Source organism: Mesorhizobium sp. M0243 (genome assembly GCF_040321775.1).
Lineage (GTDB): Bacteria > Pseudomonadota > Alphaproteobacteria > Rhizobiales > Rhizobiaceae > Mesorhizobium.
The window spans coordinates 233,825-252,992 of the sequence record NZ_JAMYSF010000006.1 but is presented as its reverse complement, the minus strand read 5'-3'; the positions used below and the strand labels follow the sequence as shown (position 1 = coordinate 252,992).

Genomic DNA, 19,168 nt, shown 5'->3' with positions numbered 1-19,168 from the left:
GCCGCCTCGTGCTTTGGCGATGGCGGCGTGATCGTATCGCTGTTATTGATGGTCATTACACAGCACAGGCGCCGCAGATGACATCCGATACACAGAAGGCCGAAGCGGTCGGGCAGCTGCTCGAAACGCCGGACCTTGCCAGCGCGCTGGAAAGCGAACAGTTCAAGAAGTTCCTGGACCAGGTGCCGATCGCCATTGCCGTCTCGGACCTCGGTGCGAAGGAGCGTGTCGTCTATGCCAATCCGGAATTCGAGAAACTGTCCGGCCTCAAGGCGGCGACGCTCGCTCGGCAACACTGGGCGGCGCTTTCCGGCACCGGCCTGCACAAGCAGAAGGGCCGGCCGCTGTTCGAGGCCGTGGTCGAGGACACCGATTTCATCGGCACGTTCCGGCTGGAGCGGAAGGAAGACCAACAGGCGATCGTCGACGTCTATTCCAATGTCATCGAGGACGACAATGGCAAGGCCTGCTTCCGGCTGGTGGCGCTGGTCGACGTCTCTGCCCATGGCGAAACCGAAGATGCGCGATCGATCGATGAGCGCATCCGCGAGAAGGACACGCTGCTGCGCGAACTGCAGCACCGGGTGAAGAACAATCTGCAGATGATCACCGCACTGATCCGGATGGAGACGCGAAACGCGGCCGAGCCGGACCAGAAGCGTTTCGAGAGGCTGGCAGGGCGCGTCGACGCGCTGGCGATCCTCTACCAGACGCTGTCGGGGGACGATGGCAAGGATGAGGTCGATCTCGGCGTCTATCTCAGCCAGATCGCGTCGGCGGTGATGAACTCGCATGCGGTCGAGGGCATCCGCCTCGACATGAAGGTCGACACCTATCCGGTGTCGATCAATGTCGCCATGCCGACCGGACTGGTGGTGAACGAACTTTTGACCAATGCGCTCAAACATGCCTTCCAGGGGCGAGACGGCGGCACGATCACGCTGCACAGCATCGTCGACGGTGATGGCTGCCGCATCGTGATCGCCGATGACGGCATCGGCCTGCCGGACGGCGAGACCTGGCCCAAGAGCGGCAAGCTCGGCGCGCTGATCGCCCGCTCGCTAACCGAGAATGCCAGGGCGGAGTTCGACGTGCAGTCGAGCGCTGCCGAGGGTACGCGGGTCACCATCGTCTTCAAGCGCTCGGCTGCCACCGCCTAAAGCGTTGTCGTTGCGCTCTCACACCTACAGGATCATCTCCAGCTATTCCTTGTCCGCCGCGGCAATGAACGCTTCGCGGCCGGGAGGCTCATAGCGTGCCTGCAGTCCTTGCCCCAGCAGCCAGTTGCGGCTGCCTCACGACAGGTCGGCCGGTTCGCCCTATCTCCATGCCGCCGGTCGGGTTTGGACCCGGCGGTATGGAGGATGGGATCACGTGACATCGACGCCGATTGCCAGTCGCGAAGCAGCGCCCTTGCCGGTCGCGGCACTGATGGGCGCCATGGTGTCGATCCAGATCGGCGCCACCTTCGCCAAGGGCCTGTTCCCGCAGATCGGCGCGCAAGGCACGACGACGCTCAGGCTGGTCATCGGTGCGCTGATGCTGATCGCGGTGCTGCGGCCCTGGCAGATGCGGCCCTCGCGTGCCACCATGCCGTGGCTGGTCGCCTATGGGGTGACGCTCGCCGCGCTCAATCTCCTGTTCTACGCAGCGCTGGCCAGGATTCCGCTCGGCATCGCGGTGGCGCTGGAGTTTACCGGCCCGCTTCTGGTGGCGACCTTGAGCTCGCGGCGCGCCAGCGACTTTGCCTGGATCGCGCTGGCGGTGGCCGGCATCCTGCTGTTGTCGCCCTTCGTTCATTCCCTCGCGCCGCTTGATCCGATCGGGGTGATGCTGGCGCTGGCGGCCGGCGGGTTTTGGGCGCTCTACATCGTGCTGGCCCAGAAGGCCGGCGCGGAGCTTGGCACTCGCACCACCGCCTACGGCATGGCGATCGCCGCCGTGCTGGTGCTGCCCTTCGGCGTGGCACAGGCGGGAACCGCGCTGCTGGCGCCGTCGATCCTGGTCAGCGCGCTGCTGGTCGGCCTGTTTTCCAGCGCGTTGCCATTCTTCCTTGAGATGGTGGCGCTGACCCGCATGCCGGCGCGCATCTACGGCACGCTGACCTGCCTGGAGCCGGGGCTGGGCGCACTGGCCGGCTTCCTGTTCCTGCATGAAAGCCTGACCGCAACGCAACTGGCCGGGATCGCAGCCGTCGTTGTCGCCGCCTTCGGCACGGCGCTGACATCACGGCCGCCGGTTCCATCGCCGGAGTAGGGTGGGGCGGAGTAGGGTGGGAGGGATATGCGGAATCGTGCCGTAAAGCCGGTCCCGTCGCCGACCGCCGTTCGGGCGTTGCCTTTGTCCGGCCGGCGCGCTTCGTTGCTGTTCAGAACTTGATGCCGAGATCGACCTTGGCGCCCTGATCGACCGTGCCGCCACCGAACTGGCCGGAATAGGACACACCGAGCGTCGCGTTGGCCGACATGTTGAAGTCGAGACCGGCCTCGATGACGGCCGCATCCCTGGCGATCGGCACGCCGGCGATGCTGAATTGATCGCCGCCGGCGAAGGCGAAGCTGGAGGTCGGCGTGACGTCGCCGAACGCGTGGCGCCAGCCGAGCATGCCGCGCGCCGTGGCGTTCATGCCGCCGAGCGCGAAATCGGTCGAACCCCGCAGGCCCAGCGTGGTGAAGGTCGCCTCGGTGTTCGAGCCGGCGCTGGTCAGTGCCGCATCGCCACCGTCTTCGGTGAAGCCATCGGTATGGACGCTGACATAGGCGAGGTTGGCGAAGGGCTCGAACTTGAATTGTCCGGCATCGGCCCTGTAGGCGAGTTCGCCGAACATTTGCGCGGTGCCGGCATCATAGTCGGCCGACAACCCATCCGTGAAGCCGTTGAAAGCAACCGAGCGTTTGGTCGAAAGGCTGCTCCAGGAGTAGGCAGCACCGGTACGGAAAGCGATGGCGCCCCAGTTGGTGCCACCATAGAGGCCGAGATGATAGCTGTCGCTCTTGCCCGAAGAGTTGCGATCGTCGGCGTCGAAGCTCGAATGGCTGTAGCCGCCGAGCAGGCCGACGCGCCAGCCGCCCACCAGCGTGTCGGCGCCCGCCAGCAGGCCGCCGGTCGAACGATCGAAGGCGGCGGCGTTGCCGTCGGAGTCGGTATTGCCCCACGACCCAAAGGCCTGGTCCCAGACGGCGAAACGGTCGGTGTCGGCCGCGACCATTTCGGGGCCACCTTCGCCATAAGCCATGACCGGCAATGCGGCCGCGCCAATATCGCCGAAAGCGGACATGATACGATTGGTGACTGCGTCGCGAACGAAACGGCTGTCCTCGACCAGCATGCCCTTGGCCGAGGCGTGGATTTCGCCCGACAGCCGGTCGAAGGCTGCGCGTGCAGAAGCTGCTGTCGGCAGCGCCAGAAGGGCGTCATGGATAGGATTGCCGGCCCCGAGGCTTTCAGCGCCGCCGCCGGTGGCGATTTGGTTGGGTGTCAGCCCGATATCGGTGAAGCCGTACACCAGCACATCGAGATAGGCATTGTTCAAGTCGTAGGCATCCGTCACCGACAGGAACGCGGTGCTGGTGATCCCCGTCACAGAGGCGAACTCGCCGGTGAGTCCCAGATCGGCGGTCAGCACGGTGTAGCGGCCGGCGGTGATGCCTTGCGCCGTCACCGCCAAGGTCGAGCCGGTGATGGTGGCAGTGCCGGTGGTGTGAAGGAGATCCGACTGAAGTGCGGCGTTGATGTCGACGGCGTAGGTCGAACCGGCCGCCAGAGCCACAGTGGCGGCAAGCTCCGTGCGGTCGCCGGCGCCGCCATCCTGCATGGTGAGACGTCCGGCATTGGACAGCAACTCGAGCCCGCTGAAGGTGGTGGTCTCCTGCGTTGCGCCATTGCTGGCGGTTCTGAGAGAGGCTGCGGCTGTATTCGTCACGGTGTCGATGCCGGCGCCGAACAGGCTGGTGCCGCCGGTTGTCCAGGTAGCGTGGTTGGTCAGGAGGTCGGCATAACCGCCAAGCTCCACCCGGCCGGTCAGTGCACCGCCATTGAGAATTGTCGTGGCACCATCAGAGGTAGTGATGGCCAGCGCCGCGGCCGTCAGGGCGGTGTTGTGCGTCGCGCCGGAAAGGGTGATGCCGATCGCATTGCCGCTGTTCGATTGCGCCGAAATCGCGGCGATATCGCCTTCGACCGTGCCGTTGGTGATGATGCCGATCGCGCCCGTGCCGTTGTTGAGGGTGCGGATACCGGTCGTGCCCGAGACGTTGCCCGCGGTCACGTTGACCGCACCCGAGCCCGCTGCCTTGGTCTGCTGGGCGATGATGGCCGTGTTGCCGGTGGACGTCACGTCGCCCGCCGTCACCGTGACGGCGGCGCCGGCCGACTGCGCATAGATGCCGTTGCCGCTGGTCGCGGTGACCGGACCGACCGTGGTCACCGTGGTCGAGCCTGATCCGAAGTTCTCGGCGTCGATGCCGAACCGGGCGTCGATGGAGCCGTTGGCGGTCACGTCGATGTTGCCGGTCCCCGAAGCGTTGAGGATCGCGGCCACCATGCCGGCATTGCCCGCCTGGAGGTTGCCGTTGGCGACCTCCGTGATATCGGCGGTCGTCGACTGGGTCTGGACGTCGATGGCATCCTTGCCCGCGGTCAGTGCGGTCACCGCGCCCGTGGTGACGCTGATGTCGCCGCCGGCCGCCGTGTCGCGCACGACGAAGCCTTCGCCGCCGGTGGAGCTGCTCGCGCCGGAGATGTCGACCGTGACCGTGCCCGAGCCTTGTTCTGGATGGTCGCAGCGTTGCCGGTCCCGCCGACGAACCCGCCGGCGCCGGTGACGCTGATGTCGCCCGCACCGCCGGTGCCGCCGGTCAGCGACAGGCCGATCGTGGCGCCGGTCACCGTGTCGGCGACGCTCACGCTCACCGCGCCGTTGCCGGTCGCCTTGATGCCCTCGGCAAGTGTGCCGGTCACCGTGCCATTGGCGGTGATGCCGATCGCGCCGGTGCCGTAGTTGGTTGCCTCGATGCCGGTCGTCCCCGAGACATCGCCCGCGGTCACGTTGACCGCACCCGAGCCCGCTGCCTTGGTCTGCCGGGCGATGATGGCCGTGTTGCCGGTGGACGCCACGTCGCCCGCCGTTATGGTGACGGCGGCGCCGGCCGACTGCGCATAGATGCCGTTCCCGCTGGTCGCGGTGACCGGACCGACCGTGGTCACCGTGGTCGAGCCCGATCCGAAGTTCTCGGCGTCGATGCCGAACCGGGCGTCGATGGAGCCGTTGGCGGTCACGTCGATGTTGCCGGTCCCCGAGGCGTTGAGGATCGCGGCCACCATGCCGGCGTTGCCCGCCTTGATGTCGCCGTTGGCGACCTCCGTGATATTGCCTGTCAACGACTGGGTCTGGACGTCGATGGCATCCTTGCCTGCGGTGAGTGCGGTCACCGCGTTTGTGGTCACCGAAATGCCGGTGCTGGTCGCGACGTCGCGGACAGTAATACCTTCGCCTGCCGCCGAAAAGATATTGCCGGAGACGTTAATGTCTATCGAGCCGACACCGCCGGTCTGCGTCACATCGAACGCGTTGCCGGCGCCATGGTTGATGATGTTTCCACCCGTGTAGGTGATGGCGCCGCCAGCCGCCGAGACCGACAGGGCCGCCGTGCCGCCCGCGGTCGGCGTGTTGCCGGCATCGACGCTGATCGTGCCATTGTTGGTAACGGTGACGCCGCCGGTGTCGGCGTTGGAAACCGCAAGGCCATAACCGCTCACCGTCGTTCCCGGATCGACGGTGACGATGACTGGTGTGGGCAACAAGTTCTGATAGTTGCGATCGTTGGGTGCGTCAGCGGGAAATGTCGTGTCGGTGGTGGAGGTCGTGTCGCATTGGACAGTGACGGCACCGACGAGACAATCCGCCCAGGCTTGGCCGGACGCCAGCAGACTCACGCCCGCGGCCGCAGCAATCCCGATGGCGGATCGCAGCGCAAGCTGGCTCGCCTGTGAACGCAGGTTGCTCTGTCGGGCTGAATTCGGGGGGGTCTGGCTTAGGTCCGAAGGCCTAAGACCGGCGGAATCTTGAACACGCCCCATGATTTGCCCCTCGCAGCCAATTCATGCGACCCCGGATCAGTCCGGGGCGGACTTGCCTGATAGAAATCTCTAATGTGATGCTTGGAGTTATGTCAACTGAGTACCTGAGAAAAATACCAAATACAAAACGTTCCATTCCAAACTCTTCTTCGAGGAATAACTAGCAACGCTATCGTGCAGACGTCACTGTGAGCTTCTCAAATTTCGATTTCGAATCGCTGAACGTCGTACGGGAGTGGTTCAGTTGCGAGGGCGGTGTTTTATTTCTGGAATCAACCGGCCAAATCTAAAAAACTTAAGTCAACCCTTGTCCAGGGTGGCACTGAAGTTGTCACCTGGCGCACAAGTATTTCCGGCCCTGGACAGATCGTGATCTGGTCCAATACGGTGCGTGTCGAAATGAAGACTGCGATTGTGGAAAAGGCCGGTCGTCCCTTGCAAAAGAACGTCTTCTCATCGGCGGATTTGCCGTCGCATCTGGATCATCGCGCGCGCTTCGCGCTTTGCAGGACATTCGCCGGCGATGGTGAAGAGATCGCCGCCGGCAAAAGCGAACGTCGAGGTCGGCGTGACATCACCGAAGGCATGGCGTCAGCCGAGCATGCCGCGCGCCGTCGCCTTGATTCGCCGAGGCCCAAATCGGTGGAAGCACGCAGGCTGAGCGTGATGAAGGTGGCGTCGGTGGTTGAATTCGCGCTGGTCAGCGCCGCAGATCCGCCCGTTTCGCTTAAGCCGTCGATCGGCCATTGCATTCGGAGGCGCCATTGATCGCCGCCGGATCTCGGCTTTTGACGGAGAGGTAATCGGAATCGAGTCGTGTGTAGGTTTCCGGGTATCCGGTTCTATCTGGCGCTCGTCGGCGTGTAGCCGAAGCGGCGGCGAAAGCAGCGATTGAAGTACGACACATCGCTGAAGCCACTGGTCATGGCAATTTCGCTGACGCGCATCTCGCCATTCTGTCTCTGCGAAAGCATTTTGTGGGCCGTCTGCAGGCGCAGTTCGAGAACGCGCTCGGAGAAGCTGATACCCGACTTCTGCAAAAGATTGTGAACATAGCGCGCCGACAGGCCGAGTTCCTGTGCGACGCCTTGCGCCGAGATGCCGGGCTTGGCGAAATTGTCCGCGATCTTCACCAGGACCGCTTGCAACCTGGCTGCCCGCAGACCGCGCAAGCCGGCCAGTTCGGCAACCTCACCCTTGGCGCCTGTCACCAGGCCGATCAGATCGACGATCGTTTCCGTTGCGTGCGCAATCAGATCGGGCGAGATGAGAGGGCGGCCGGTTTCAAGAAGTTGGCAATAACGCTTGAGAAGATCGAGAGCTTCGTTCTCGGCGCCGATCTTCAACGCCAGCCTGTCGTCGATCTGCGGGAAGGCCCGTGCGAGGACGCTGCGCGGGACCGCCACGTTTGTCCACACATTGCTGTCGGCGCCGGCCATTTTCAGCGCTTCCGATGCTGTGACCAGCACCGCTTCTCCCTGCCCGACATCATAGTCGCGGCCGGCCTGGACGCCGGTCAACAGTGTGTCGGATTTGTTGATCAGCAGGAGATAACCGCCGTTGCCGTCATCGGCGATATTGCTCGCGTTCCTCGTCGCATGCTTGATCGTTCCGGACATCTGGCCAAGAACCAGTGATCCGACAGCTGTGGCTTCGATCGCAGCTTCGAAAGGCAGGTTGTCCGACATGCCGTATTCGACCGACCATATCTGCGCGACATGGATGTCTTGCCAGAGGGAAAATCGATCGCGATCATTGAGATGCGACGGCAGTTGAGCCGATGAAAACACCGTCTTTCGTGACAATGGAACACCCCGATACCCACAGCTTCAGAGAATATCGAAACGAAATGTTTCCTGATCCTGGAACATTGATCGTTTGGCGTTCAACTGATCGAATTAGATATATAATCCAGCATGATCACGCATGGCGTCACCCGAAAGTATGACGCGGCAAATCCTCCGAGGTGAGATTGCCTCTTTTACAACGAACGGCGGCCCGCCCATCCGGGGAGGTGGGCACGTCAGGAAACTGGGGGCGTGGTGGAGAGACTGAGCAGCGAAGTCCTTTCGTCGATCATCGGCGATATCTACGATTGCGTTTTGAATCCGGAAGGCTGGGCCGGGGTAATGATCCGGATCACGGAGGCTGTAGACGCAGCCTATACCACCGTCGCGCTTGCCAGCACTGCCGGCAATCATGGCCGCTTCGCGGCCCAATCGCCCTGGGATCCCGTGCAAATGCGCGTGCTCCAGGAGGACTATGACTTTGACGCAGTTCCCGGACTGAAGGCCGCGGTTGTCGGCGACATCGACACACCCGTTGCGACGCTGTCGCATATGAGCGAAGCCGAACTCCAGCAGACGCCATTTTTCCAGAATTGGGCCAAACCGCAGGGATTGCGCGAAGCCTGCATCACCAAATTCGTCCATACGCCGGACCGGATCGGGCTCATGGGCTGCACTACGCGGGCCGACAGGGGAATCATATCAGCTGAAGAACAGCGCTTCCTGGCATTGCTCTCGCCGCACCTGCGCCGTGCGTCGCTGATTGGAGATCTGCTCGATCAGGCTCGCGTTACCGCCGACCTTTACCGCCAGGCGCTCGATCATCTCGCCGTGCCTGTCGTGCTTACCGGCGCCAACGGAGCAATCCTCCATGCGAATGGGGCTGCCGAACGGATGTTTTCGCTGCAAGGGCCCATTTTTTCCAGGAACGGTCTGCTCCAGGTGCAGAATTCGGCGGTGGCCCGCGCCCTGCTGGATGCAATCGCCAGTGCCGCGAGCGCGGATACCTCGCTTGGCTCCCGCGGTATAGGCCTGCCCATTTCGGCCCCAGGTCAGCCGCCCGCCGTCGCCTATATATTGCCGTTGACCGAAGGAACCGCTCGCGCTGCTTTCCGGCCCGCATGTGCCGCCGTCTTCGTTTCGACCACGACGTCTTCTTCTCCACTCCCGGAAGCCGTTCTCGCCACTCTGTTCGACCTTACGCCCGCGGAGGCGCGGGTCCTGCTGCGCATCGGCAGCGGATTGTCCGCGTCGAAGAGCGCGCTGGCGCTCGGTGTCGGCGAAAACACTTTGAAGACCCACCTCAACCGCATCTTCGCCAAAACCGGCACGAGACGCCAAGCCGATCTCGTCAAACTCGTTTCGGACATAGGCACGCCGCTGGCAGCTCAGTGAAGGGCGCCGATCGCCGGGGACCCAACATCCTCGTCGACGCGCACCTCGATGAACGCGCGCCAGCCGTAGCGGGAATGGTTGCCGTCAGGCTCCGCGCTGGGCAGTGCCAGCTGGTGTGATTCGACTGAGGCTGAATGGCCACACCGGCCGAAAAAGCGTGGCATTGCATTTCAGGACAATTCGCGTGCGGCCCAGCCCAAGACACGTCCGACGGACAATGCGACATCGGGGCGGCGACAACACCGGATCTCCGCGAGGCATTCGCGGCGGGGACCACAACATTCTTGGGGCGGTAGACAACAATGAAAACTCTTCTTCTCGCAACGGCCTTGATTCTCGCGCCGCTCGGTATGGCGTGTGCGGCTGATATCAATGAGGTTTCGCCTGTTGCCTCCACCTACGACTGGTCCGGACTCTATGCCGGCGTCGACATCGGCTACGCGGCCGGGAAATCCAATCTGTTCATCGCCGGCGGCGGACTGGGCGGGGCCACCGATCTCAATGTCTCCACCGATCCGAACGGATTTATCGGCGGTGTTCATATCGGCGCCAATTACCAGATGGAGAACAGCTTCGTGATCGGCGCCGAGGCCGACATTGTGTACAGCAATATAGATGGGCTGACGGCCCTCGACGCCGGCGGCGGCGGTGTCACCATCTTGCTCAAGAGCGAACTCAAATGGTCGGGGTCGGCGCGGCTGCGGGCCGGCTATGCTTTCGATCGGACCTTGCCCTACATCACTGCCGGCGTCGCCGCGGCCAAGTATGAGCTTATTGCGGTCAGCGCCGGTGGCCCTGCCGCCGAAGTAACGCTCCACAGCGACAGCCATGTCGGCTGGACCGTTGGCGCCGGCATCGAGCACGCCTTCACCGACAAGTGGATCGCTCGAGCCGAATATCGCTACTCGGATTTCGGCAGCCAGGACCTCTCGGTGGCCGCCGGCCTGCCCACCGAAACCCATGTCGACCTCCAGACGCAGGATATCCGGGTCGGGCTCAGCTACAAGTTCTGATTGCTGGTGCTACAAATCTCCCTCGGGAGATGGCCGGCAGGCCAGGGGCGGCGGGGCTCGGCCTGCTGCCGCAGACGGGGTCGGCGCTCTACACGCGGCGACCCCCTCTGTTGCCTCTGGCGACATCTCCCTCGAGTGGGAGATCAGCCACCGCCCTCAGATTAGCTTCTCCAGTGTGATCGGCAGATCCCTGATCCTCTTTCCCGTCGCATGGAACACCGCGTTGGCAATCGCCGGCGCCACGCCGACAATGGCCAGTTCGCCGACGCCCTTGCCGCCGAGCGGCGAGGAATGCAGGTCGGGGATGCCGACCGAGATCACTTCAATGTCGGGGATGTCGGCGTTGGTCGGCACGAGGTAATCGGCGAGGTTGTTGTTGACGATGCGGCCGTGGCGGCGGTCGACGATGCCTTCTTCCAGCAGTGCCTGGCCGATGCCCATGATGATGCCACCCTTCCACTGGCTTTCGGCCAGCTTGGGATTGTAGAGCCGGCCCGAATCCAGTGCCGACACCACGCGTGACACGCGCACCGTGCCGAAGTCCTCGTCGACCCGCACCTCGATGAAATGCGCGCACCAGGAGTGGCGGGAATAGTCGCCCTCGGTGTGCGGCACCGACATGGCGATGGTGGTGTAGTTCTTGTAACGATCCTCTGGCGTCGAATTGGCCGGCATGGTGTCGCCGGTGGCTTCGATGTGGTCGCGGCCGACGCTTTTGAGCAGTTCGGCGATCGAGACATCGGGGCCGTCGCCGCGCGGCGAGGCGATGCGGCCGTTGGCGACGACCAAGGTGTTGGCCTGCAGCGCATGGAAGGGCGAGCGCGGATCGCTGATGGCGAGGCCGATCAGCTGGTCGAGCGCCGAGGTCGCCGCCTTGTAGACCGCACCCGTCATGACGCCGGCAAGCCGCGAACCGCCGGTGACGCCGGCGCGGGGGAAACGGGAGTCGCCGAGCTTCACCACCACGTCGTCGGCTCGCACGCCGACCGTCTCGGCGGCGGTTTGCGCCAGGATTGTGTACGTGCCCTGGCCCATGTCGATCGAGGAGCTCTCGACCTCGACCGAGCCGTCCGCCAGGATACGCACGATCGCCTCGCCATAGGCGCGCCGAACCGGATAGGTGCCGGCCGCGACTCCCCAGCCGATCAGCTGGTTGCCGTCGCGCATCGAGCGCGGTTCGGGCGAGCGCCTGGCCCAGCCGAAGCGCTCCGCGCCTGCGGCAAAAGCCTCGCGCAACTGTCTGGTCGACCAGGCTTTCTTGGCATGCGGATCCTGCTCGGCATAGTTCCGGAGCCGGATTTCCAGCGGATCGATGCCGACCTCGTAAGAGAGCTCGTCGATGGCGCTTTCGATGCCGAACGCAGAGGGGTTTTCGCCCGGCGCGCGCATGGCACCCGGCACTACCGAATTCACCCGCACGACATTCTGCCTGGAGGAGAAATTCGGCGTCGCGTACATGATCGAGGTGACCGATCCGAGCGGCTCGACCCACATGCCGTCCATCGACGTCTCGTTGATGCCACGATGCACGATCGACTGGATTTTTCCTTGCGCGTCGGCGCCAATCGTCACCGTCTGGCGCGTCGCCGCGCGGCCACCATAGCCGGTGAAGGTCTGCGGCCGCGTCATCACCAGGCGCACCGGCCGGCCAAGCATTCTGGCGGCACATGCGGCCACCGCGCCATGGCTGAGCGCCAGCGCCTTGGAGCCGAAGCCACCGCCAATATAGGGCGAGACCAGCCGCACATTCTCGAACGGCACGCCGAACCATTCGGCATAGGTGCGCGCCATCCCGTCCAGCCACTGGCTCGGCTCCCATACTGTGAGCTTATCGCCTTCCCAGCGCGCGATCAGCCCATGCGGCTCTATCGGCGCCTGGTATTCGCGCGGCGTGTTGTAGGCGGCGCAGATGCGGACCGGTGCCGACGCGAACGCACCTTGCGCATCGCCCCATTCCTTGGTCATGGCGTCGATCGGGATGCCGTCGCCGGCCTTGGCATCGCTGAGGTCGACGATGGCAGGCGTCTCGTCATAGCTGACCTTGACCAGTGCTGCCGCCGCCACCGCCTGTTCGAAGGTCTCGGCGACGACAGCGGCGACATGCTGGCCCGAAAAAGTGATGTCGCGCGCAAGCGGGCAATAGGGCTTGTCGGGCGGCGGTGTGCCGAACCAGTCCGCCGCGGTCCTCAGGCTGATGATGGTGTCCGGCGTCAGCACCTGCAGCACGCCGGGCGCCGCCTCGGCGGCCTTGGTGTCGATCGCGCGCACCTTGCCGGATGCAATCGTGCTCTCGACCAGTACGGCGTAGGCGAGGCCTTCGAGCTGCTGCTCGACGGCGTATTTGGCCGCACCCGTGATCTTGGCCGGGCCGTCGACGCGCGACAGCCGGCCGCCGACGGCTTCGGCAAAAGCGCCGTCGGACGCATCGCCGTGTCTTCCGACGTGAACGGTGCTTGCGATGTGAACGGTCATGCCGTTTCTCCCAATTTGAGGATGGCGCGCGCGACGACGCGCGGCGCGAGCTCGATCTTGTAGTGGTTGGCGCCATGGTCGACGGCGCCTTCGACAGCGAGCAGGCTGGCGGACCGCACGGTTTCCGGCTCCAGCGCCTTGCCCTTCAGCGCGTCTTCCACGGTCCGCGCCCGCCATGGTTTCGTCGCGACACCGCCGAGTGCGACGCACAAATCGCGGATCGTTCGGCCGTCAGGTTCGAACTCGATACCGACCGCCGCGCTCGCGGCGGCAAACTCATAGGATTGCCGGTCGCGGATTTCAGGTAGGTCGACCGCCGGGCAACGGCCGAGCCGGGGATTTCAATGGCGGTGATCATCTCGCCCGGTTCAATCGCATGTTCCCTATCCGGCGTGGTGCCGGGCAGCAGGAAAAAGTCGTCGACCGGGATCTGGCGCTCGCCCAGATGCACGATCGCATCGAAGGCGACCAGCGCCACGGCCAGGTCACCCGGATACATGGCGATGCAGGCCTCGCTGGTGCCGAGTACGGCATGGCCACGGGTAACGCCGCCGATCGCCGAACAGCCAGAGCCGGGCTCACGCTTGTTGCAGGCAGGGAAATTCGCGGGATCGCGGAAATAGGGGCAGCGCGTGCGCTGCATCAGATTGCCGCCGATGGTCGCCATGTTGCGGATCTGCGCGGAAGCCGCCTGCCACAGGGCTTCCGACACCGCAGGAAAGCGGCTCTTGATGTCGGCATGGTCGGCGACATGGCTCATCCTGGCCAGCGCGCCGATGGTGGCGCCGCGTTCGTCCACCTCGATGCTGTCCAATCCCTTGAGATGAGCGATGTCGACCAGTGTCTCGGGCTCGGCGACGCCGCATTTGGCGAGATCGATCAGCGTGGTGCCGCCGGCCAAGAGCATGGCGCCGGGCAGGGCGGCCGCCTGGCGTGCCGCATCGACCGAGCTGGCGCGAAAATAGGAAAGGTCCCTCATGATGCGACCTCCAAGGCGGCTTGGCGAATGGCGGCGACGATGTGCGGATAGGCGCCGCAGCGGCAGAGATTGCCGGCCATGTATTCGCGGATCTCGTCGTCGGAGCCGGCATGGCCTTCCCGGATGCAAGCGACCGCCGACATGATCTGGCCCGGCGTGCAATAGCCGCACTGGAAAGCGTCGTGCTCAAGGAAGGCAGCCTGCACGGGATGCATTTCGCCCTCCCGTGCAAGCCCCTCTATGGTGGTGACGGTGCGGCCCTCGACCTGAGCGGCCAGCGTCAGGCAAGCCAGTACACGCTCGCCGTCGATATGCACGGTGCAGGCGCCGCACTGGCCGTGGTCGCAGCCCTTCTTGGTGCCGGTCAGGCCGAGCCGGTCGCGCAAGGCGTCGAGCAGCGTGACGCGCGGCTCGAGTTGCAGATCGTGATGATGACCGTTGATATCGAGATGAACTGGGATCGTTGTTTTGGTCATGGGCGTCTGGCTCCAGTGCTTGACGCGAAGTCGGTTGACTCATGTTGGCCGGCGGGACCTCGCGCCGGCTGTGCGGCCCTTCGCTGCCGCTCCCTGTCCTTCGGGCGTTCAGCCCCTTAAAAAGGTCCACTGGACCTTTTGATCCGCCCGAAGGCAGACCGGGCTTTCACCGTTCGTCGGACGGGAGCCAAGCAATTGGCTTCCCGTCCGCTACGCGGACCACTCCTCACCCCAGCAGGTCCTCGATGCGGATCGGAAAGCGCCGCGGCCGCACGCCGGTCGCATGCCAGACTGCATTGGCGACGGCGCCGGCCGTGCCGGTGATGCCGATTTCGCCAACGCCCTTGATGCCGAGCGCGTTGACATGAGGGTCGTCCTCGTGGACCAGCAGCGCCTCGACCGACGGAACGTCGGCATTCACCGGGACATGATATTCGGCGAGGTTGGCATTCTGGATCCGGCCCGAGCGCCGGTCGGTGATGGCTTCCTCATTCAGCGCGAACGAGACGCCCCAGATCATGCCGCCATAATACTGGCTGCGCACCAGCCTGGGATTGATGATCCGCCCGGCGGCGAACGCGCCGACCAGCCTTGTGACGCGGATCTGGCCGAAATCCGGATCGACCTTCACCTCGGCAAACACGGCGCCGTGCGCGTGCTTGGCATAGGTCTCCTGGGATGCCGGGTCGGGAGCGCCTTTGCCATGGCCCTCGATCTCGGTGAGGCCCGCGCGCTTGAGGATCTCGGCATAGCTTTCACCGCGGCTTTCATCGTCGCGCCGATAGAGGTGGCCGCCGCGCGCCAGCACGCCTTCATTGCCGGCGCCGAACAGCGGCGAGGCCTCGTTGCCGGTGGCGAGATCGGCAAGCCTGGCGATGACGGCGGCACCCGCATTGTGGATCGCCATGCCGGCCGTCGCCGTGTGGCCGGAGCCGCCGGCAATGCCTGCATTGGGCAGGTCGGAACTGCCGGCCCTGAAATCGACCTGGTCGATATCCAGTCCCAGTCCGTCGGCCGCGATCTGGGCGAAGGCGGTCCAGGCGCCTTGCCCCATGTCCTGCGCGCCGGTCTCCATCAGGCCGCTGCCATCGGCCCTCAGCACCGCACGCGCTTCGGCCTGGAACATGAGCGCTGGAAAGGTCGCCGTGCCCATGCCCCAGCCGGTGAGGAAACCGTCGGCGTCGCGCATCAGCCGAGGCTGAAGCGGGCGGCTCGCCCAGCCGAACGTCTCGGCCGCTTGCCTGTAGCACTCGCGCAGCGCCTTGGAGGAAAACGGCTTGCCGGTCATCGGCTCGACCTCGGCATAGTTCCGCAGCCGGAACTCCAGCGGGTCCATGCCGCAAGCGTGTGCCGCCTCATCGATGGCGCTTTCGAGTGCGATCGAGCCGGTGGCTTCGCCGGGCGCCCGCATGAACAGCGGCGTACCGGTGTCCAACCGCACCGCATCGTGCGAGGTGGCGATGGCCGGGCTGGCATAGAGCGTGTGCGAGGCATCCGCCGCCGGTTCGAAGAAATCGTCGAACGTGCTCGACGCAGTCTTGGCGTGATGGTCGAGTGCCGTCAGCCGCCCTTCGCCATCCATGCCCATGCGCAGCGTCTGGCGCGTCGGCGCACGGTGGCCGACCGGGCCGTACATCTGCTCACGCCGCAGCACCAGCTTGACCGGACGGCCGACGAGGCGCGCCGCCAGAATGCCGAGCACCTGCGGCCCGGAGATCATGCCTTTCGAGCCAAAGCCGCCACCCAGGAACGGGCTCCGGATGTGGACGTTTTCCGGCGCGATGCCGAACAGGCCGGCGATGCGGCCCTGCGCCATGGCAAGGCCCTGACTCGGCGTGTCGATCGACAGTGTGTCGCCATCCCAGGCGACGACGATCGCATGCGGCTCCATGGCGTTGTGGTACTGGGCCGGCGTCTCGTAGGTGGCCTCTATCCGCGTCTTTGCGGATTTGAGGCCGGCCTCGACATCGCCCTTGTGCTGCACCGCCGGACCGCCGACACCGACACCGCGCGGCACGAAGCTTTCAGCGCCGTCGAGGCCAACGCGCGCCGGCAGCACTTCATAACGCGGCGACAGCAGCGCCGCCCCCCCGGTCGCCGCCTCCAGCGTCTCGGCGATCACCACGGCGATGCTCTGGTTGGGGTAGCGGACCTGATCGTTTTGCAGCAGGTCGAGCCGGAACATGAAGGGATGGTCCTTGGCATCCGGATCGGCGGCGAGCGCCGGCCGGTTCTTGGGCGTCATCACCTCGACCACGCCCTGGTGCGCCTTGGCCGCCTCGATATCCAGCGCGGCAACGCGGCCGCGCGCGATGCTAGAGACAGCGAGCACGGCGTAAAGCATGCCGGGCGGATGGTTGTCGGCGGCATAGCGCGCGGCTCCGGTGACTTTCAGAAAGCCGTCGCGACGGGTCAGCGGCTGGCCGATGCTGGAACCCTGCCGGGCATGGGCGGGTTGCTGGTTGAGGCTGAGTTCAAGCGTCATGGCGCGCTCCGGGAATGTTCGAGAACGGGGAGGCAGGAAGGGCAGGCAGCCGCTCGGGCGTTCCCGCCTGGGCAGACATCAGCGCCCTGACCACGATGCGTCGGGCAAGCTCGATCTTGAACGCATTGTCGCCGGATGGGCTGGCATCGGCCAGGGCGGCCTCCGCCGCACTGGCGAAGTTCACCTCGTTGGCGTCCGCGCCAAGCAGGACGGCTTCCGCCGTTCGTGCCCGCCACGGCTTGGCCGCGACGCCGCCCAGCGCCAGCCTTGCGGCGCGGATCTTGCCGTCATCGACGACGAGCGCTGCCGCGGCCGATACGACGGCAAAAGCATAAGAGGTGCGTTCGCGGACTTTCAGGTAACGGGCATTGGCGGAGAAGGAGGCCGCCTCCGCCGGCAGGCGCACTGCCACGATCAGGTCGCCGGGCTCCAGCGCATTCTCCCGTTGCGGCGTTTCGCCGGGAAGCCGGTGGAATTCCTCCAGCGTCACATGGCGCCGGCCCTTCTTGCCCTCGATCTCGACCACCGCATCGAGCGCCACCAGCGGCACGCAGAAGTCCGACGGATGGGTGGCGATGCAGGCATCGCTCCAGCCGAGCACGGCGTGCAGGCGGTTCTCGCCTTCCAGCGCGTCGCAGCCGGCGCCAGGCTCGCGCCTGTTGCAGGCGCTGGCGGTGTCGTAGAAATAGCTGCAGCGCGTGCGCTGCAACAGATTGCCGCCGACGGTCGCGGCGTTGCGAAGCTGAGCCGAAGCGCCCGACAGCAGCGCCTCGGCCACCGCCGGATAGGATTTGGCGAACGCCGGATCGTAGGCAAGGTCGGCATTACGGACCAGCGCACCGATGCGCAGGCCACCATCGTCCAGCCGTTCGATGCGGTTGAGCTCCGGCAACCTGGAAATGTCGACGATACGCTCGGGACTGGTGATGCCGCCTTTCATCAGGTCGAGCAGATTGGTGCCGCCGGCGAGATAGGCCGAGCCCGGCTCGGCTGCCGCGGCGATGGCGTCGGGGATGGTGGCGGGCCTGATGTAGTCGAAGTCTCTCATGCCGCGGTCCTCCGGTCGGCTTTGACAAGCTGTTGCTGGGCTTCCAGGACGGCCTCGACGATGCCGCCATAGGCCGCGCAGCGGCATATGTTGCCGCTCAGCCCCTCGCGGATGCGTTCGGGATCGTCGCCGGCCTGTCCCTCGGCGATCAGGCCGAGCGTGCTCATGATCTGGCCGGGCGTGCAGAACCCGCACTGGAAGCCGTCATGGGCGATGAAGGCGGCCTGCACAGGATGCAGTTCCTCGCCGTGGGCGACGCCTTCGATGGTCAAGACTTGGGCGCCGTCATGGCTGACCGCCAGCGCCAGGCACGAGTTGATGCGCTTGCCGTCGACCAGCACCGTGCAGGCGCCGCACTGGCCGCGATCGCAGCCCTTCTTGGTGCCCGTGAGATCGAGCCGCTCGCGCAGCAGGTCGAGCAGGGTTACGCGTGGATCGACCTCCAGTTCGTGTTTGTGTCCGTTAATGGTGAGGGTGATGGGAAGGCTGGTCATGGGCGTCTGGCTCCAGTTGCTTGACGCGGATGGGATTGAACTGGTGCCTTGCCGCAGAAGGGCAAGGTAACCGTTCGGTCAGGTCTTGACGGCGAAAGCGGAGATGGCAGCGGGTCTCCCGCGAGGCAGGCGGGCAGGGGAGATGTCGGCTTGCGTGTTCGAAAGACGTGACATACCGGTTCCCCTGATTATATGATAAAGGTGCTCCACTAAAACGGAGGCGCCTCCGTTTATTACGTGGTGGCTGACCCGGCCGGGTTCAAGCCCCCTGACACGATGTGGAGAAAAATTGGCCAGCGAGCCGTCCGCCATTGCTGAACAGAAGGCCGAGGCCGTAGACGCAAAGCCGCTGCGCGCCGATGCGCGGCGCAACCGCGACCGGCTGGTCGAGGTGGCGGTGTCAGTCTTTGCCGAGCGCGGAATCGATGGCTCGCTGGAGGAGATCGCGCGCCGCGCCGGCGTCGGCATCGGCACGCTCTACCGGCATTTCCCGACGCGCGAGCATCTGGTCGAGGTGGTCTATCGCCGCGAGGTGGAGGCGCTGTGCGCGGCCGCCGGCGAGCTTGCCCAAAAACATCCGTCCGATGTCGCGCTGGAACAGTGGATGCAGCGCTTCGTCGACTACATCGCCACCAAGCGCGGCCTGGCGACCAGCCTGCGCATTGTGCTCACCACCAATTCGACGCTGTTTTCCGACACGTTCGGCCGGGTGTCGCAAGCCTTGCGACGACTGGTCGAGGCGGCGGTGGCCGACGGCACCATCCGCGGCGACGTCGACGCTTCCGACGTGCTGCACGCGCTGTCGGGCATCTACTCGGCACCCGACACCCCGGAATGGCGCGACCGTTCGCGCCGGCTGGTCAAGCTGCTGATGGACGGGTTGCGGTTCGGGGCTGCAAAGGCGCAATGAGGCGACGAGATTCCGGCGGTGCAAAACCACA

14 protein-coding genes and 1 pseudogene are annotated in these 19,168 nt (G+C 65.1%); 6 read left to right on the top strand and 9 right to left on the bottom strand.

The genetic code is table 11. From position 1 onward, the window contains the following. Window positions 1-77 precede the first annotated feature (77 nt). Window positions 78-1,160 (top strand): sensor histidine kinase, encoded by a 1,083-nt coding sequence (locus tag NKJ11_RS10885; RefSeq protein ID WP_128305724.1) that lies wholly within the window; start codon window positions 78-80, stop codon window positions 1,158-1,160. 214 nt (window positions 1,161-1,374) lie between these two features. Then, window positions 1,375-2,256, top strand: a complete 882-nt coding sequence (locus NKJ11_RS10880; protein ID WP_031213978.1) for an EamA family transporter — start codon at window positions 1,375-1,377, stop codon at window positions 2,254-2,256. A gap of 112 nt (window positions 2,257-2,368) precedes the next feature. Here NKJ11_RS10880 and NKJ11_RS10875 read toward each other — a convergent pair whose 3' ends face one another. Then, entirely contained in the window at window positions 2,369-4,699 is a 2,331-nt protein-coding gene (locus NKJ11_RS10875; protein WP_352793270.1) for an autotransporter outer membrane beta-barrel domain-containing protein, read from the bottom strand. Beyond that, the gene (locus NKJ11_RS10870; RefSeq protein WP_352793269.1) at window positions 4,648-5,934 is read right to left on the bottom strand and encodes a hypothetical protein; all 1,287 of its coding nucleotides are present in this window, start codon (window positions 5,932-5,934) and stop codon (window positions 4,648-4,650) included. Before NKJ11_RS10870 ends, NKJ11_RS10875 begins: the two co-directional genes overlap by 52 nt. Window positions 5,935-6,333: 399 nt before the next feature. On the opposite strand from NKJ11_RS10870, the gene NKJ11_RS10865 reads away from it, so the two are divergent. Beyond that, window positions 6,334-6,846: a hypothetical protein gene (locus NKJ11_RS10865; RefSeq protein ID WP_128305774.1), complete on the top strand. Its 513-nt coding sequence runs from the start codon at window positions 6,334-6,336 to the stop codon at window positions 6,844-6,846. 74 nt (window positions 6,847-6,920) lie between these two features. Here NKJ11_RS10865 and NKJ11_RS10860 read toward each other — a convergent pair whose 3' ends face one another. Further along, on the bottom strand, window positions 6,921-7,883 hold the full coding sequence (locus NKJ11_RS10860; RefSeq protein ID WP_128305773.1) for an AraC family transcriptional regulator: 963 nt from the start codon (window positions 7,881-7,883) through the stop codon (window positions 6,921-6,923). 234 nt (window positions 7,884-8,117) lie between these two features. Between NKJ11_RS10860 and NKJ11_RS10855 the strand changes: the two genes are divergently transcribed. Both NKJ11_RS10855 and NKJ11_RS10850 read left to right on the top strand, forming a co-directional pair. After that, a complete protein-coding gene (locus NKJ11_RS10855) occupies window positions 8,118-9,260 on the top strand; it encodes a helix-turn-helix transcriptional regulator (RefSeq protein ID WP_245486383.1) in 1,143 nt (380 codons plus the stop codon). Between the two features lie 302 nt (window positions 9,261-9,562). Beyond that, a complete protein-coding gene (locus NKJ11_RS10850) occupies window positions 9,563-10,273 on the top strand; it encodes an outer membrane protein (RefSeq protein ID WP_352793268.1) in 711 nt (236 codons plus the stop codon). 156 nt (window positions 10,274-10,429) lie between these two features. Here the strand turns inward: NKJ11_RS10850 and NKJ11_RS10845 are convergent, their stop codons facing one another. The 6 genes and pseudogenes from NKJ11_RS10845 to NKJ11_RS10820 all read right to left on the bottom strand — a co-directional run bounded on the left by NKJ11_RS10845 (window position 10,430) and on the right by NKJ11_RS10820 (window position 18,227). After that, a complete protein-coding gene (locus tag NKJ11_RS10845) occupies window positions 10,430-12,745 on the bottom strand; it encodes a xanthine dehydrogenase family protein molybdopterin-binding subunit (protein ID WP_128305771.1) in 2,316 nt (771 codons plus the stop codon). Then, window positions 12,742-13,724, bottom strand: a pseudogene (locus NKJ11_RS10840) (FAD binding domain-containing protein). Before NKJ11_RS10840 ends, NKJ11_RS10845 begins: the two are co-directional and overlap by 4 nt. Then, complete coding sequence (locus NKJ11_RS10835; RefSeq protein ID WP_023814336.1) at window positions 13,721-14,200, bottom strand: (2Fe-2S)-binding protein; 480 nt, start codon at window positions 14,198-14,200, stop codon at window positions 13,721-13,723. Before NKJ11_RS10835 ends, NKJ11_RS10840 begins: the two are co-directional and overlap by 4 nt. Window positions 14,201-14,426: 226 nt before the next feature. Beyond that, the gene (locus tag NKJ11_RS10830; protein WP_352793267.1) at window positions 14,427-16,685 is read right to left on the bottom strand and encodes a xanthine dehydrogenase family protein molybdopterin-binding subunit; all 2,259 of its coding nucleotides are present in this window, start codon (window positions 16,683-16,685) and stop codon (window positions 14,427-14,429) included. After that, window positions 16,675-17,733, bottom strand: a complete 1,059-nt coding sequence (locus tag NKJ11_RS10825) for an FAD binding domain-containing protein (protein ID WP_352554559.1) — start codon at window positions 17,731-17,733, stop codon at window positions 16,675-16,677. The genes NKJ11_RS10830 and NKJ11_RS10825 overlap by 11 nt, the downstream gene beginning before the upstream one ends. After that, entirely contained in the window at window positions 17,730-18,227 is a 498-nt protein-coding gene (locus NKJ11_RS10820) for a (2Fe-2S)-binding protein (protein ID WP_023814339.1), read from the bottom strand. Before NKJ11_RS10820 ends, NKJ11_RS10825 begins: the two co-directional genes overlap by 4 nt. 289 nt (window positions 18,228-18,516) lie before the next feature. Between NKJ11_RS10820 and NKJ11_RS10815 the strand changes: the two genes are divergently transcribed. Beyond that, window positions 18,517-19,137, top strand: a complete 621-nt coding sequence (locus tag NKJ11_RS10815) for a TetR/AcrR family transcriptional regulator (protein ID WP_352611149.1) — start codon at window positions 18,517-18,519, stop codon at window positions 19,135-19,137. Window positions 19,138-19,168 lie beyond the last annotated feature (31 nt).